The organism is Pseudofrankia inefficax (assembly GCF_000166135.1).
Classification (GTDB): Bacteria; Actinomycetota; Actinomycetes; order Frankiales; family Frankiaceae; genus Pseudofrankia; species Pseudofrankia inefficax.
Genome location: NC_014666.1, coordinates 4,851,259 through 4,865,679 on the forward strand (window position 1 = coordinate 4,851,259; position 14,421 = coordinate 4,865,679).

Sequence of the window (14,421 nt, forward strand, 5' to 3'; positions counted from 1 at the left end):
GCGGATCCGAGTCATGACCCTCGGACGGATCTTCCCTCTGGAGGCGGCACATGAGGATCTCAGGCGGTTCCACCCTTCGCACCACCGCGATCATCGCGGCCATGGCGGTCGGATTACCCGCGGCACTGACCGGCTGCGGGGTGTTACCCGGCTCGGCCTCGACCCAGACGAGCGCCTGCCCCACCCGGACGCCAGGGGTGACCGCGAACTCCGTAGAGCTCGGGTTCATCTTCCCCGACACCGGGCCGGCCGAGATCGCCAACGTCTTCAAGGCGGCCCGCAGCGGCGCCACGGCCCGCATCGACGCCCAGAACCGCGCGGGCGGCGTGTACGGCCGCCAGCTCCACCTGGACTGGGGCGACGACCGGTCCGACACGCAGACCTTCTCCCTGGTCGCGCACGACCTCGTCGACAACAAGAAGGTCTTCGGCCTGATCGCCAACACGATCGTGCTCGACGGCTCGGCCGGCTGGCTCGCCGACCAGGGCGTGCCGGTCACCGGGACCGCCACCAGCGCGGCCTGGAGCGACTACCCCAACCTCTTTCACTCCGGCAGCCTGTTCAACAAGGGTGGGACCACGGTCTTCGGGGACTTCGTGAAGGCGCAGGGCGGCAAGCGGGCCCTGCTCGTCATCGACCCGAACGTGCCGACGTCCAGCAGCCTCGCGGCGCAGCTGGTGCCCAGTCTGGAAAGCCGGGGAATTCAGGTCGTCGGCGCGGTCACCTTCACCGAAGGGGTCACCAACGCCGCCCGCGTCGCCGACCAGCTGAAGAAGTCCGGCGCGGACACGCTGGTCGGGGCCGCCCAGTCCGGCCCGTTCATCGACATCTACGCGGAGGCGAAGAAGCTCGGGGTCAAGCTGAACGTGGCCCTGAACTCCAGCGGGATCAGCACGGCCCTGGTCGCCCAGCGCGGCGCCGACATGGCCGGGATGTCGGTGACGTCGCCGGTCGCCGCGAAGGGCTCCCCGGCGAGGACCGCCTACGAGAGCGACATGAACACCTACGCCCCCGAGGTGGAGGACCCGTCGGACGAGCTCGCCATCGGCGGCTACGTGGGCGCCGACGAGATGATCGAGGGGCTGCGGCTCGCCGGGGCCTGCCCCACCCGCGAGTCCTTCATCACCAGCCTGCGCAAGGTGACCGCCTACTCGGCCAACGGGATGATCTCACCCGTCGACCTCGCCCAGCCGAAGCAGCCGGAGCTGTGCCAGAACTTCATCAGCGTCGACCCCAGCGGCCACACCTTCGTCCCGGTGCCGCCGCCGGCCGCTGTCGCCCGCGACGGCTACTGGTGCGGCAGCGTCCTGCAGTAGCGGCGCGCCCGGCCGGCGGGTCGGGTTCGCCGCCTGGCCAGGCGGGTAGCAGCGTCCCGTGACGATCGTTTCGCCAGCCACCCCGACAGGCCCGGTCGCGTTCGTGATCGGCGGTGGCGGGGTGCTCGGCGCCGCCGAGGTCGGCATGCTCGGCGCGCTGCTGGAAGCCGGCCACCGGCCCGACCTGATCGTCGGGACCTCGGTCGGGGCCATCAACGGCGCGGCGGTCGCCGCCGACCCCACGCCCGCGGCCATCGGGCGGCTGACCGAGCTGTGGTCCGACCTGGGCAGCTCCGACGTGTTCGCGGGCGGCCCGGCGAAGCGCCTCGCGACGGTCGTCCAGCACGGCTACCTGCACTCGAACGCGCCGCTGCGCCGGCTGCTGCAGGACCATCTCGCCGCCACGTTCGAGGAGCTGCCGGTCCGCTTCCAGTGCGTCGCCGCCAGCATCGAGCGCGCCGCCGCACGCTGGTTCGGCGCGCGGACGGGTGACGAGCCGGTGCCGCTGGTCGACGCGGTGCTGGCCTCCTGCGCCGTGCCGGCCCTGCTCCCGGCCGTGAAGATCGGCGACGAGCACTTCGTGGACGGCGGCCTGGTCGAGAGCACCCCGGTCGGGCGGGCGGTGGCTCTCGGCGCGCGGACGGTCTACGTGCTGCACGTCGGCCGGATCGAGCGGCCTCTGCGGCCGGGCCGCTGGCCGTGGGAGGCGGGGCTGGTCGCCTTCGAGATCGCCCGTCGCCGCGGGTTCACCGACGCGATGGCCGCCCTGCCGGCGGGCGTGACGGTGCACGTCCTGCCGGTCGGCGACGGGAACGCGGCGCCGCTGCTCGGCCTGCGCTACCGGTCCGCCTCCGGCGTACGCCGCAGGATCGAGCGGGCGCACCAGGCCACCGCCGCGTACCTCGAACAGGTCGCGGCCGGCGACCCCATCACCTCGGCCGACCCGACCGACCGGACGGAACGTTCCGGCCTGGACGGCCCGGCCCGCGAGACCGCGCGGCCGGCCGACGCCGACGCGACCACCGGATCCACGGGATCCGGCCGGTCGGGCGGCGCGCGGTGAAGGTGCCGCCCCGCGCCGTCCGCCGTCTCGTCATCGACCCGTTGTTCATCCCGGTCGCCGTCGCGGGGGCCGCGCTCGGCGCCGGGGTGACGCTGCTGGGGCTGGCCGGCGCGCCGGTGGACCGGCGGCTGCGGCTGAGCCGGGTCGCCGCCCTCGCCGCGACCTACCTCGCCGCCGAGGCCGTCGTGATCGTGGCCGGTTTCGGGCTCTGGCTGGTCCAGCCGCTGGTGCGGTCACGGTGGGACCGGGCACATCTCGCGCTGCTGCGGGCGATGCTGGGGCTGCTGCGCTCGGCGGCCGGGCGGCTGACGCGGTTCCGGATGGTCGTCCACGAGCCGCCGGCGGGGACGTTCGCGTGCGGCGGCGGCCCTGTCCTCGTGGCCAGCCGGCATGCCGGCGCCGGCGACTCGTTCGCGCTCGTCGACCTCGTGCTCAACCGCTACCGGCGCGCCCCCCGGGTCGTCGGGCTGGCGAGCCTCCAGCTCGACCCGGGGATCGACATCCTGCTCGGCCGGCTCGGCGCCTGCTTCGTGCGGACGGACGGCGCCGACCTCACGGCGACCGCCCGGGTGCACGCGCTCGCGGCCGGGTTGACCGGCCAGGACGCCCTGGTCATCTTCCCGGAGGGCGCGAACTTCACCGCCCGGCGCCGCCGCCGCGTCATCGTGGGCCTGCGCCGCCGCGGGCACAACGCGCGGGCGCGGGTCGCCGAGGACCTCACCCACGTGCTCCCGCCGCGGCCCGCCGGGGTGCTGGCCGTGCTGGACGCGGGCACCGTCGCCGGGACGGCCGTGGTCGCCCACACCGGGCTGGACCAGTTGGTCACCCCGGGCCAGATCTGGCGGGCGCTGCCGCTGGCCGAACCGATGCGGGTCCGCTGGTGGTGGTTCCCGGCCGACGAGCTGCCCGCGCCGGGCACCGACCGCTCGGACTGGCTGACCATGCAGTGGGCCGTCGTGGACGCCTGGATCGACGCGCACCGCCCCGGCGCGGCCCAGCCCGGCGAGCCGGCCCACCAGGCCTGACGCCCGGGGCCGTCAGCCGGCGTGGCAGCAGACCTCCAGCTCCATGCCGTCCGGGTCGCGGAAGAACAGCGACCATTCCGACCCGAGCCGCTGGATCTCGCCGATGTCCGCGCCGAGGTCGCGCAGCCGGTCGCGGGTGGCCTCCAGCGTGGCCAGCGAGTCGACCGCCAGGCCGAAGTGGTCGACCGGGCCTCGCCCGCCCTGGCGGCGCCGGTCCCCGATGATCTCCTCCGCCGGCACCTCGAAGACGTTGAGGGCGGCGCCTCCGCCGAGGTCGAGGATCACCATCCGGGGATGACCCTCCTTCGCGGCCATCTCGAACGTCGTCTCGGCCCCGAACGCGTCGGTATAGAACTTCACGATTCTGTCGACGTCGGCGGTGAGCGTGGCGACGTGGTTGAACCCCGTGGTGAACGGCACCTGTGTCCTCGATTCGGATGACGCGACTGCTGCAGTTCCTGACGGTAAGACCTCGAGTCGCCCTGAGGTCAACCTTCCGGACCGTGCACCGGTTCACGGGAATGCGCCCGGCGGCGGTTGACGGTGAACCTGGCGGCGAGCGCCAGAGCGGCCGCCACCGCGAGCAGGGCGGGGACGAGCGACGCCACCGCCGAACCGACCGGCTCGGAGCGCGTCCGTTCGACGGAGTCGGCACCGGCCACGCCGGCCGGCCGGGGCAGCCCGTCCCGTGCCGCGAAACCGGCCGCCGGCACGTACACGTACATCCGGACCCCGGCCCGGTTGACCGTCCGGATGCCGCCGGGTATCGACCCGCCAGGCGCCGGGTCGGCTCCCGTCGACTCGGCCCAGACGACGCCGTAGCGCTCGCCGGGCCGGGCGTCCGCCGGCACCGCGATGGTCACCTGGACCGTGACCGGGGACCCTCGCGACGGGGCCACGGCGGCCCGGTCGAGCGTCGTCCAGCTGGACAGGTCGTTCGCGGTCCGCCCCGGCGCGAACTCGAAGTCCCCGTCGGCCACGGCGGCGCCGGCCGGGTACACGGACAGCGGCAGGCGCTCGGCGTCGTCGGCGAACACCTGGACGGCGCGGGTCAGGACGGTCCCTGGCCGGACGTCCTCGACGATGTACTGCGCCGACCGCGGGTCGTCGGCCCCGGCGCCGGCCCTCGTGGGCGCGGGCAGCGGCTCGATCCCGAACGACGGCGGCCGACCGGCCGCCCGCGCGCCCGCGGTCGGGACGCCCGTCCTGGCCTCCGGCGTGGCGGCTGTCGCCGGGCCGGCCACCGCGCCGGCGAGCACGGCGCCCACGGCCAGGGCAAGCAGGCGGCGGCGAGCGGTGCGACGCTCCCGCGACACCTGACGGGCCGTTGTCCAGGGTCCTTGTGCCATGCCCACCACCTCCAGTAACAATCTGAAGTCATCGGTAGACGAAGCGTGAACACGGCGCGCCGCCAGGTCCCAGACTTTCCCGGGGCGACCGGACTTTCCCGGGGCGAGAAGCGCGGTCGCGACCGGAGCGGAGGCTGGACGACAGTGCGGACGGTCAGCGCGCCGACCCGGCAGGGCGGCGCCGGCAGCCGGCGCGGTTCGCTGGGAGCGTTCGCCCTGGCCGGGGCGCTGCTCGCCCTCGCGCTGTCGGCGAGCCTGCCGGCGCGGGCCGCGGTCAGCATCACCGCCCCGGCGACCGCGTCGCTGGGCTCCCGGCCGACCGGCGGCGGCACCCTGAGCGTGCAGCTCGGGACGGTGACGGTGACGAACAACGCCCTGATCGGGTCCTGGACGGCGACCGTCTCCTCGACCAACTGCACCACCGGGGGCGCCACCGCGAACGAGACCATCTCCAACGCCGCGCTGAGCTACTGGTCGGGCCCCGCGACCGCGACGACCGGGTCCATCGCGCTCTCGACCCCCGGCCAGGCGACCGCCGCCCAGGCGCAGTCACTGAGCACCTCACGCACGGCCTTCTCCGCGACGACCATCTCACTGGGGGTCGGGACGCTGTCCTGGGCGCCGACGCTGTCGGTGACGGTCCCCGCGGCGGCCGTCGCCGGGGCCTATACCTGCACCCTGACCCACTCGGTCGCCTGAATCTCAGCCTCGCGCCGCCGGACGTGAAAGCGCGAAACCGCAGGTAGCCGCCCCCGGCCGAAGAAATGGCGAGGCACCTTGGCGCGCCGGTTCTTTTCTCGGGCGGTGCCGGTCGAATAGCGCCGAACTCCTCGGGTATGCAGGACGTGATCGTCTCCAGCCCGGAGGCACGGCCGAAGGGAGCACACGATGGGTATCGGTGCCGGCATCTTCCTCATCGCGGTCGGCGCGATCCTCACGTTCGCCGTCAATGTCTCGATTTCCGGTCTCGACATCGCCGTGATCGGCGTCGTCCTGATGCTGGCGGGCGCCGCCGGCATCATTCTCGACATCTTCCTGTTCGCCCCGCGCCGGCGGCAGCGCGTCGTCTACCAGGACAACGCGCCGGTCACCTACCCGGACCAGGAGCCCGACGTCCAGGTCTACGACAACGTCCCGGTGAACCGCGCCGCGCGGATCCGCCGCCGGGTGACCACCACGAACTACCGCCCGATGCCCTGAGCCGGCCGGCGCCGCCGCGAGGCGGCCGGCGGCGCCGGCGCCGGCCGGTCGGGGCGCCCTCCACCGGGTCTCCGGCCGTGTCCGGTCGACCGGCGGCGGCCGCCGCCGACGGGCCCCGCCTGGGCCGGCTCACCCCGTCCGACCGGGCTCAACGTCCTTGAATCGGTGTACGGTCGGATACCAGGTGATCGACAGGCACGCACGTGATCGACAGCCCTGGGAGCGCCAACCCGGGGGACGCACAGTGACCGCCCGAGCGAAAAGCTGCGCCGGCGGTCCCCGCACGGGGGCGAGCGAGGTCTAGGGGACGGTGGGGAGCTCGGCGGCCGCGGACGGGGAGATCCTCGTCGATGTCTCCATCGACGCGGACAGCGACGCGAGAGCCGTGTCGCGCTCGCGGCGACTGGTCGCGGCGACGCTGTCCGGCGCCGAGCCGTCGCTGCGCGCACTGCAGATGGACGTGGCCCTGGTCGCCGGCGAGCTGCTGACGAACGCGCTGCTGCACGGCGCGGCGCCGGTCACCCTGCGGCTGCTGAGCACCCGCCTCGGGCTGCGGCTGGAGGTCGCGGACGCGAGCCCGGTGGCCCCGCTGCGCGGGCGGGCGGGCGCCGAGTCTCTGACCGGGCGCGGAATCCTGATCCTGGACGAGGTGGCGACCCGCTGGGGCACCACGGCCGACGGCGGCGGGAAGGTCATCTGGGCCGAGTTCGCCGCCGGCGCGGCCGCGGTGGCGCCCAGGCGGGGCTACCGAAACGACGGCGCGGCCGAACTGGGCCCGACGCCGATTGACCAGGTGCCAGGCCCGGCCGGCGCCGAGGCCGACGCCGCCGACCGGGCGGCGGCGCGGACCGAGGTGCGCCCGCAGCAACGCTTCCGGGTCCGGCTCGGCGACGTCCCGACCGACCTGCTGCTGGCCGCCAAGGGCCACGTCGACAATCTCGTCCGCGAGTTCACCCTCGCCTCCCGTGGCGCGGCCAGCGGCGAGACCGCGGCCGTCTCGCCGCGGCTGACGGAGCTGATCTCCGTGGTCGCCACGACGTTCGTCGAGCCGCGCCAGGCGATCCGCCGCCAGGCGCTGACCGCCGCCGCGTCGGGCCGGCCGCGTACCTCCCTGGAGCTGGTGCTGCCGGTGTCCGCGGCGGACGCGGCCGAGGAGTACCTGGCCGCGATCGACCGGGCGGACGAGTACGCCCGGGCCGCCCGGCTGCTGACCGTGGAGACCCCGCCGACCCACCGGGCCTTCCGCCACTGGTACATCTCCTCACTCGTCGCCCAGCTGCGCGCCGCCGGCCGAGGCGAGCAGCCCCCTGTGACACCGACCTTCGAGGAGTTCCTGCTCGGCGCCCTGACGGAGGCCTCCGCCGCCAGGAGAGCCGCCGAGCGGGGCTCCAGCCTGCAGGTGGTCACCGCCGCGCTCGCGTCCACGACGCGGCCGGAGCAGGTCGCCGAGGTGGTCCTGACCGAGGGGGTCGCCGCGCTCGGCGCGAGCGGCGGCAGCCTGCTGGTGCCGCAGGGCCCCGAGCTGCTCGCCGTGCCGGGCGCCGTCGGGTACCCGCAGGAGCTGGTGGCCCAGCTGCGCGCCGAGCGGCGTGACGCCGCGCTGCCGGCCGCCGAGGCGATCCGCGAGGGCGAGGCCGTCTGGCTGGAGTCCGTCCACGAGACGCGGGACCGCTACCCGCTGCTGCGCGAGCTGGAGCCGGGCACCGTGTCGCTGTGCGCGCTGCCGATGGCCGCCGGCGGCGAGGTGCTCGGCGCCTTGCGGTTCTCCTTCGACTACCCGCGCCTGTTCGGCCCGCAGGACCGGCTGTTCGCCGAGACGCTCGCCGCGCAGTGCGCGCTGGCGCTGGAACGGGCCAGGCTGTTCGCGGCCGAGCGGGCGGCCCGGGCCAGGATGAGCTTCCTCGCGACGGCGACCAAGCGGCTGACCGCCCGGCTCGACGAGGGCGAGACCCTGCGCCAGCTGGTCCGGCTCGTCGTCCCTGACCTCGCCGACTACGCCGCGGTGTACCTGCACGAACTGGACAAGGAGCCGTGGCTGGCCGCCGAGACGGGCGCTGGCGCCGAGGGCGGCCAGGCCCGGCCGCTGGATCCGCGCCAAAACCCGGCGATGCGCCTCGCGGCCCGGCGCGGCACGTCCGTCAGCGCGCCGGCCACCACCGTTTCCCCGTCGGCCCAGCCGTCCGCACCCGCCGGCGAGCCCGGCGCCGCGCCCTCGGGTGAGTCGCCCGGGGTGCTCGCCGTCCCGCTGCGGATCGGCGGCGTGACGGTCGCCGTGCTCGGGCTGCGCCGCTCGGCCGGGTTCCCGGCGGACGACGTCAGCCTGCTGGGCGACGTCGCCGACCGGGCCTCGGTGGCGCTCGCGCACGCCCGCCAGTACCAGCAGGAGCGCCAGACCGCGCTGACGTTGCAGCGCATCCTGCTGCCCCAGCGGCTGCCGCGGGTCGACGGCGTGGAGTTCGCCTGGCGCTACCTGCCGGCCGGCGCCGGCTCGCTCGTCGGCGGCGACTGGTACGACGTCCTGACCCTGGAGGACGGCACGATCGCCCTGGTGATCGGCGACGTGATGGGCCGTGGCATCCAGGCGGCGGCGACGATGGGCCAGCTGCGGGCGTTCGCCCGGGCGAACGCGGCCGCCGGCCTGCCGGCCGAGACGGTCCTCGTGCAGCTGGACGCGGCGGTGAGCCGGCTCGAACAGGAACAGATCACCACCGTGGCGATGGCGGTCCTCGACCCCGCGGCCCGCGAGCTGCGGGTCGCCTCGGCCGGCCATCTGCCACCCCTGGTGGTGCCCCCGCACGGCGAGCCGCGGTTCGTGACCGTCGAACCAGGGCCGCCGCTGGGCGCCGGGGAGCCTGGCACGAGCTACTCCGAGACGCTGGTGCCGTTCGCCGCCGGCAGCATCCTGCTGCTGTACACCGACGGCCTGGTCGAGGACCGGGACCGGTCGGTCGACGACGGGATGGCCCTGCTGCGTAGCGCCGCCGCGGGAGCCACCGGGCCCGAGGACCTGTGCGAACGGGCGCTGGCCGCCCTGACCCGGGGCAGCCACGACGACGACACCGCCCTGCTCGCGGTCTCCCTCACCGCCTGACGCCCGGGCGGGCACCCGTCATCGGGCCGGCCTGCTCGGGCGCGAGGGTGCCGGCGTACAGGGCGAGCAGGCCCGCCACGGTCTCGCCCGGCAGCGGCCGACCCGTGCGGACGTCCTGGTGGCGGGGGAATCCGTCGACCAGCAGGGCCCGGAACGCGTCCCGGGTGGTGCGCATCGCCCGGACCAGGGTGGCCGGCAGCTCCTGCCCCGCGTCGGCCGCGACCATCTCCCCGAGCACGTCGCGGGCGCCCGCGTCCCTGACGGCGCGGACCTGTTCCGGCAGGAGATGGCGCACGGCGTCCGACCACGACCCCGCTGGTTTCCGGTACCGGTGGGTTCTCGACCTCGCTGCGCACCCGCCACAGTCCCGAGTCCGCGTGATAGGGCTCGCCCTGCGCCGAACAGAACCTGATGTGGGGCAGCATTCCGTTGGGCCACTGCCCGGCGAACAGGGACATCACCTCGTCGGCGGCGCGTTCGACGTCCACCTGACGCAGGCCAATGGCGACGAAACAGCTGTCCCAGAGCCACTGATGCGGGTAAAGCCGCGCGGACGGCCTGGTGAATCCCCCGCCGTCGTTGGCACGCAGCACCTCGAGCGCGCGCGACCGCGCGGCGTCGACCTGGGGAGGGCTCGTGGTCGGTGCGGGCGTCCCGCCCGGTGAGGACGAGTCCCGCGTCGTTGTCACGTGCCGCCCCTTCGCAGATTCACCTCGCCTGAGGGGTTCGTCCCCGAAAGGGCGTGGCGCACACCCACCCAGACCAGAACCACCCGCGCACCGTGCCCGACCTGGCCGCCCGCGCGTCGGGACGGTCACCCCTCGGGGTGGAGTCCCCCGGACCTGATTTCACGCGGGGGAGATTCCGGCGTTTGCCCCCCAAAGTCCCGGGTACCGGTGCGGACGTAACGGGCGAACGTGACAGGCAGGCAGCGATCGTACGGAGGAAACGCCGTGTCGGCATTGGGATGGATTATTCTGGCGCTCTGTGTGATTGCGCTGGCGGTTCTCGCCGTCGTATTCGCGCACCGGCTCGTCCAGCGCGGCGGCGGTACGCATGCGCTGCGCCGCAGGTTCGGCCCGGAATACGACCGCGCCGTTGAACAGACCGGCGACCGGCAAAAGGCCGAGCGCCGGCTCGCCGAAATCGCGCGCCGCCGTGACGGTCTCGAAATCCGCCCGCTGGACGAGAGCGAGCGCGCGGACTACACCGCCCGCTGGGACGAGCTGCAGGCCTTCTTCGTCGACGACCCGACGGCGGCCACCCGACAGGCGGACCAGCTCATCACCGAGGTCATGCGGACCCGGGGCTACCCGGTCGAGAGCTTCGACGAGCGTGCCGAACTGCTGGCCGCCGACCGGCCCGCCGTCGTCGGGCCGTATCGGCAGGCCAACGCCGAGGCGACCAGCGAGGGCGTCGGCGAGGGCACCGAGCACCTGCGGGCCGCCTTCGTCCACTACCGGGAGCCGTTCAGCTGGCTCGTGGACGGTGCCGCCAAGCCGGCGACAACCGAGAGCTCGAACCGCCCGGCGGCCCTGGCCTGACCGGACCGCCGAGCCGCCTGACGGCCGGGCCACCAAGGCCTCGGCCACGGTCCGGCCGACCACCTTTTCCTAACCCGAGCACAAGGAGAACACGTCATGAGCCTGTCGGACCGCCTGCACACGACGGACGAAACAGAGTCGCCGCTCCCGCCCACGGGCGAGGACGCCGTCGCGGAGCCGCCGTTCGCCTACCCGGCCCGGACGGCGGAGCAGCAGCCGGCGTCGCGGACCGCGGCCGTCGACACCGTCGAGACCCCCGGCAGCCGGGTGGACGAGCCGGAGGCCGGGGCTCGGAACGACGAGCCCCTGGACGAGACCCCGGCCGACAAGAATGCGGGTGCCACGCCGTTCGGTGAGCCCGTGGCCGTCGCCCCCGCCGCGCCCTTCGACGAGCCCGTGATCGTCAACTCGTCGGACCACGAGGCGCCGCCGGCGGATGAGCCGGTTGCCGCCGCGGCGCCGGTGGACGAGGCCGTCGTCCCGAGCGACAGCTATGGCGACGAGCACGTCGTCGCACCGGTCGAGACCGACCCCGTCGACGGGACGGACCCGATCGACGCGCGGGCTTCGGCGCCGCCGGTCGGTCTCGGCACCACCGCCGGGGACAGCCGGGTGGACGAGCCCGTCGCGGACGACTTCGTCGCCGGCCCGCCGGATGGCCCGGCCGTCGCCGTCGCCGCGGCCACCGGCACCGGCACCGGCACCGGCACCGGCGGACCCGAGCAGCCCGCGGCCGGCGGCAAGGAGGCGCCCGGCGACTGGCGGCAGGTGCTGATGGAGTTCGTCGACCACCCGCGTGAGGCGGTCGAGAAGGCCGACCAGCTGGTCGAGGACGCGGTGCGGGCGCTGACCGAGCAGATCAACCGCGAGCACACCGGGCTGCGCGACGCGTGGCGCACCCACGGCGAGCCCTCCACCGAGGACCTCCGCAAGGCGCTGCGCGGCTACCGCGACTTCTTCGAGAAGGTCCTCAGCAACCGCTGACATCCCGCCGAACGAACCATCCCTGTCGCCCCGCATCGCGGCCAGGACCCGACCACCGGGTCCCCTTGGCCGGGGTGCGGGGCGACAGGCTGTCTGGGCCGCCGTCGTGCTCCGCCGGTTGCTGTCAGCTCCGCGCGAGCTGCCGGGCGAGGGCGGCCCGGTCGAGCTTGTGGACGGCGGTCAGGGGCAGCGACGCGACGACCCGGACGTCCTCGGGAAGCTTGTAGCGGGCCAGCACCGGGGCCAGGTGGGCGCGCAGCTCAGCCAGCGTCGGGGCCGCGGCGCCGTCGCGCAGGACGACGACGGCGACACCGATCTCGCCCATCACCGGATCGGCGCGCGGGATGACGGCGCACTGCGCGACGGCCGGGTGGGTGCCGAGCGCGGCCTCGACCTCGGCCGGGTAGACGTTGTAGCCGCCGCGGATGAACATCTCCTTGCGCCGCCCGACCAGGCGGACGAGGCCGCGCTCGTCGAGCCGGCCGAGGTCGCCGGTACGGACCCAGCCGTCGACCAGCGTGGCCGCCGTCGCCGCCGGGTCCCGCCAATAGCCCTCGAAGGCGCTCGGGGTGCGCAGCCACAGCTCACCGACCTCGCCGTCGGGCGCCGCCCGGCCGTCGTCGTCCCGGATCTCGCACGCGATGCCGGGCCGCGGCCGGCCGATCGTGAACAGCGCCTCGTCGTCGTCGGCGTCCGGCGCGGTGCCCAGCCCGCAGCCACCGGACTCGGTGGACGAGTAGCGCACGCTGTACGGGGCCCGCAGCCGGCGACGGGCCTCCTCCACGAGCGCCGGCGGGGACGCGGCGGCCCCGGCGACGATCAGTGTCACAGCGCTGAGGTCGAACGTGTCGAAGTCGGGCACCCGCAGCAGCAGCGCCAGCTGCGGGGCGACGGCGTTGACGGTCGTCATCCGGTGCTCGGCCAGCAGGGCGAGGGTGTCCCGGGCCCGCCAGCGGCCCTGGATGAGCATCCGCAGGCCACGGCGCAGGTACCAGGGCAGCTTGGTCATGAACCCGACGTGGGCGAACTGGGTGGCGGCCAGCGCCGGCTCACCCGGCCGGTCCGCCCAGGCGCCGCCTGTGTCGATCTCGGTGACGGCCCGCAGTTGGCGGTTGGTGAAGACCGCGGCCTTCGGCGTCCCGGTCGTGCCCGAGGTGAACACGATCGCGACCGGCCGGCCGGCGTCCGCGGGCAGCGGGACCGGTGGCGTCGCGGTGCCCGCGGCCAGCAGCCTGGCACCGACCGCGGCCAGCTCGTCGACCTCGGCCGGGTCGCTGAGGACCAGGCGCGGGTCCGCGAGCTCGGTGAGCCGGTCCTGCTCGGGCGCGGCGAGCACCGGGTTGACCCCGGCCGTCACGGCGGCGAGCTTGGCCGCGGCGGCGTAGGCGAGGACGTACCGGCTGGTCGACGGGAGCCGCAACACCAACCGGTCCCCCGGGCCGAGGCCGCGGGCGGCGAGCCCCGCCGCGACCGCGTCGGACCCTTCGTCCAGGCCGGCGAACGACAGTGGCGTCCCGTCCGGGTCGACGAACGCCGTCGCCGCGCCGAACCGTAGCGCCGCCGCCCGTACCGTCTCCGCGAGCATGAACCGAAATGTATCCAATATGCCGTCATGGCACCCGAACCCTGGTAACGATCTTGAAGATCCACCCAGGTCCAGCGGGTTCGTCCGGCCGGCGACGCTCCTTCTCCCCCCACCCGGGCATATGCGGTTTGATAAGGCGACGCCACGCGAGGAGCACCCTGAAGGAGGCAGATCATGAAGGTCGTCGTCGACTTCGACGTCTGTGAGAGCAACGCGATCTGTGTCGGACTCGTCCCGTCCGTTTTCGAGCTGGACGACAACGAGTACCTCTCCGTCGAGGAGGAGCCCGACGAGTCGCTGCGGCCCGACATCGAGAAGGCCGTGCGGGCCTGCCCGAAGCAGGCCATCAAGATCGTCGACTAGCTCTTCCCTCGCCGCCGCCTCCGGGCGGCGGCGGTCTCGGACGTTCGGCGCGGCCGGGCTGATGCCGGTAACCCACACCGGCACCGGCCCGGCCGCGTCGCGTGTGACCCGACTCCGAACACTGGCAGGAGGCTCCATGACCGACCATGTGCTGACCGAGACAGCCGGCGGGGTGCTGACCGTCCGGATCAACCGGCCGGACAAGCGCAACGCGATCACCCAGGACATGTACCAGGCGCTCGGCGACGCCCTCGTCGGCGCCGAGGCCGACCCGGCCGTCCGCGTCGTCGTCTTCACCGGCAGCGGGGGCGCCTTCACCGCCGGCAACGAGCTGGCGGACATCGCCGAGCGGGACGTGCTGGAGCCTTCGGGACCGACGGCCCGTTTCATCCGGGCGCTCATCGACACCTCGAAGGTCCTGGTCGCCGAGATCGACGGCGCGGCGATCGGCATCGGCACGACCATGCTGCTGCACTGCGACCTCGTCTACGCGACGGCCCGGTCGAAGTTCGGGATGCCGTTCGTCAACCTCGGGGTGGTGCCGGAGGCCGCGTCGTCGGTGCTGCTGCCGCGGGTGGCGGGGCCGGGCCGGGCCGCGGGGCTGCTGCTGTTCGGGGACACGTTCGGCGCGGCGGCGGCCGCCGAGGCGGGGATCGTCACCGAGGTGCTCCCGGACGCCGAGGCGCTGCGCGCGCGGGTGGCCGACCGGGTCGAGGCGCTGCTGGCCCGCCCCGCCGGGGCTCTCGCGGCCGTGCGCCGGCTGCTGCACCCCGAGGCGCTGGTCGCCGAGCTGCACACCGCCGCCGCGCTGGAGGGCGTGGTCTTCACGGCGACCTCCAAGACCCCCGATGCCCAGGCCGCGATCGCCCGCATCACCAAGCGTTAAGCCGGTGGACCCGAA

At 74.5% G+C, this 14,421-nt stretch carries 14 protein-coding genes and 1 pseudogene; 10 read left to right on the plus strand and 5 right to left on the minus strand.

What is annotated here, in order from left to right:
- Window positions 1-50: 50 nt before the first annotated feature.
- From FRAEUI1C_RS19755 to FRAEUI1C_RS19765, 3 genes are read left to right on the plus strand one after another with little or no spacing between them, the layout of a single operon-like run.
- The gene (locus tag FRAEUI1C_RS19755; protein ID WP_013425103.1) at window positions 51-1,316 is read left to right on the plus strand and encodes an ABC transporter substrate-binding protein; all 1,266 of its coding nucleotides are present in this window, start codon (window positions 51-53) and stop codon (window positions 1,314-1,316) included.
- 58 nt (window positions 1,317-1,374) lie between these two features.
- The gene (locus FRAEUI1C_RS19760) at window positions 1,375-2,379 is read left to right on the plus strand and encodes a patatin-like phospholipase family protein (RefSeq protein ID WP_013425104.1); all 1,005 of its coding nucleotides are present in this window, start codon (window positions 1,375-1,377) and stop codon (window positions 2,377-2,379) included.
- Entirely contained in the window at window positions 2,376-3,404 is a 1,029-nt protein-coding gene (locus FRAEUI1C_RS19765; RefSeq protein WP_013425105.1) for a 1-acyl-sn-glycerol-3-phosphate acyltransferase, read from the plus strand. The genes FRAEUI1C_RS19760 and FRAEUI1C_RS19765 overlap by 4 nt, the downstream gene beginning before the upstream one ends.
- 12 nt (window positions 3,405-3,416) lie before the next feature.
- On the opposite strand, the gene FRAEUI1C_RS19770 is transcribed toward FRAEUI1C_RS19765, so the two are convergent.
- Window positions 3,417-3,824, minus strand: coding sequence for a VOC family protein (locus FRAEUI1C_RS19770; RefSeq protein ID WP_013425106.1), 408 nt, complete (start codon window positions 3,822-3,824; stop codon window positions 3,417-3,419).
- A 68-nt stretch (window positions 3,825-3,892) separates the two neighbouring features.
- Entirely contained in the window at window positions 3,893-4,753 is an 861-nt protein-coding gene (locus tag FRAEUI1C_RS36505) for a hypothetical protein (RefSeq protein ID WP_013425107.1), read from the minus strand.
- 144 nt (window positions 4,754-4,897) lie between these two features.
- Here FRAEUI1C_RS36505 and FRAEUI1C_RS19780 point away from each other — a divergent pair, with 144 nt between their 5' ends.
- From FRAEUI1C_RS19780 to FRAEUI1C_RS19790, 3 genes are all read left to right on the plus strand, one after another.
- Window positions 4,898-5,452, plus strand: a complete 555-nt coding sequence (locus tag FRAEUI1C_RS19780) for a hypothetical protein (RefSeq protein WP_013425108.1) — start codon at window positions 4,898-4,900, stop codon at window positions 5,450-5,452.
- A 189-nt stretch (window positions 5,453-5,641) separates the two neighbouring features.
- Window positions 5,642-5,953: a DUF6458 family protein gene (locus FRAEUI1C_RS19785; protein WP_013425109.1), complete on the plus strand. Its 312-nt coding sequence runs from the start codon at window positions 5,642-5,644 to the stop codon at window positions 5,951-5,953.
- 310 nt (window positions 5,954-6,263) lie between these two features.
- Window positions 6,264-9,044, plus strand: coding sequence for a SpoIIE family protein phosphatase (locus FRAEUI1C_RS19790; RefSeq protein ID WP_013425110.1), 2,781 nt, complete (start codon window positions 6,264-6,266; stop codon window positions 9,042-9,044).
- Here FRAEUI1C_RS19790 and FRAEUI1C_RS19795 read toward each other — a convergent pair.
- Both FRAEUI1C_RS19795 and FRAEUI1C_RS42195 read right to left on the minus strand, forming a co-directional pair.
- Complete coding sequence (locus tag FRAEUI1C_RS19795; RefSeq protein WP_041259530.1) at window positions 9,034-9,339, minus strand: hypothetical protein; 306 nt, start codon at window positions 9,337-9,339, stop codon at window positions 9,034-9,036. The genes FRAEUI1C_RS19790 and FRAEUI1C_RS19795 overlap by 11 nt on opposite strands.
- Window positions 9,340-9,418: 79 nt before the next feature.
- A pseudogene (locus FRAEUI1C_RS42195) lies at window positions 9,419-9,862 on the minus strand (MGH1-like glycoside hydrolase domain-containing protein); the annotation flags it as partial.
- A 171-nt stretch (window positions 9,863-10,033) separates the two neighbouring features.
- Between FRAEUI1C_RS42195 and FRAEUI1C_RS19800 the strand changes: the two are divergent.
- Window positions 10,034-10,588, plus strand: coding sequence for a hypothetical protein (locus FRAEUI1C_RS19800; protein ID WP_232425057.1), 555 nt, complete (start codon window positions 10,034-10,036; stop codon window positions 10,586-10,588).
- Between the two features lie 96 nt (window positions 10,589-10,684).
- Entirely contained in the window at window positions 10,685-11,572 is an 888-nt protein-coding gene (locus FRAEUI1C_RS40245) for a hypothetical protein (RefSeq protein ID WP_013425112.1), read from the plus strand.
- Between the two features lie 124 nt (window positions 11,573-11,696).
- Here the strand turns inward: FRAEUI1C_RS40245 and FRAEUI1C_RS19810 are convergent, their stop codons facing one another.
- On the minus strand, window positions 11,697-13,157 hold the full coding sequence (locus FRAEUI1C_RS19810; RefSeq protein ID WP_013425113.1) for a class I adenylate-forming enzyme family protein: 1,461 nt from the start codon (window positions 13,155-13,157) through the stop codon (window positions 11,697-11,699).
- Window positions 13,158-13,331: 174 nt separating this feature from the next.
- On the opposite strand from FRAEUI1C_RS19810, the gene FRAEUI1C_RS19815 reads away from it, so the two are divergent.
- The gene (locus FRAEUI1C_RS19815; protein ID WP_013425114.1) at window positions 13,332-13,520 is read left to right on the plus strand and encodes a ferredoxin; all 189 of its coding nucleotides are present in this window, start codon (window positions 13,332-13,334) and stop codon (window positions 13,518-13,520) included.
- Between the two features lie 136 nt (window positions 13,521-13,656).
- The gene (locus FRAEUI1C_RS19820; protein WP_013425115.1) at window positions 13,657-14,406 is read left to right on the plus strand and encodes an enoyl-CoA hydratase-related protein; all 750 of its coding nucleotides are present in this window, start codon (window positions 13,657-13,659) and stop codon (window positions 14,404-14,406) included.
- The last annotated feature ends 15 nt before the right edge of the window (window positions 14,407-14,421 follow it).

What these genes read in the sequence shown, in the direction of transcription:
- FRAEUI1C_RS19810 (WP_013425113.1), bottom strand. Translation starts at nt 13,157, where the DNA reads ATGCTCGCGGAGACGGTACGGGCGGCGGCGCTACGGTTCGGCGCGGCG.
- FRAEUI1C_RS19755 (WP_013425103.1), top strand. Translation starts at nt 51, where the DNA reads ATGAGGATCTCAGGCGGTTCCACCCTTCGCACCACCGCGATCATCGCG.
- FRAEUI1C_RS40245 (WP_013425112.1), top strand. Translation starts at nt 10,685, where the DNA reads ATGAGCCTGTCGGACCGCCTGCACACGACGGACGAAACAGAGTCGCCG.
- FRAEUI1C_RS19785 (WP_013425109.1), top strand. Translation starts at nt 5,642, where the DNA reads ATGGGTATCGGTGCCGGCATCTTCCTCATCGCGGTCGGCGCGATCCTC.
- FRAEUI1C_RS36505 (WP_013425107.1), bottom strand. Translation starts at nt 4,753, where the DNA reads ATGGCACAAGGACCCTGGACAACGGCCCGTCAGGTGTCGCGGGAGCGT.
- FRAEUI1C_RS19815 (WP_013425114.1), top strand. Translation starts at nt 13,332, where the DNA reads ATGAAGGTCGTCGTCGACTTCGACGTCTGTGAGAGCAACGCGATCTGT.
- FRAEUI1C_RS19820 (WP_013425115.1), top strand. Translation starts at nt 13,657, where the DNA reads ATGACCGACCATGTGCTGACCGAGACAGCCGGCGGGGTGCTGACCGTC.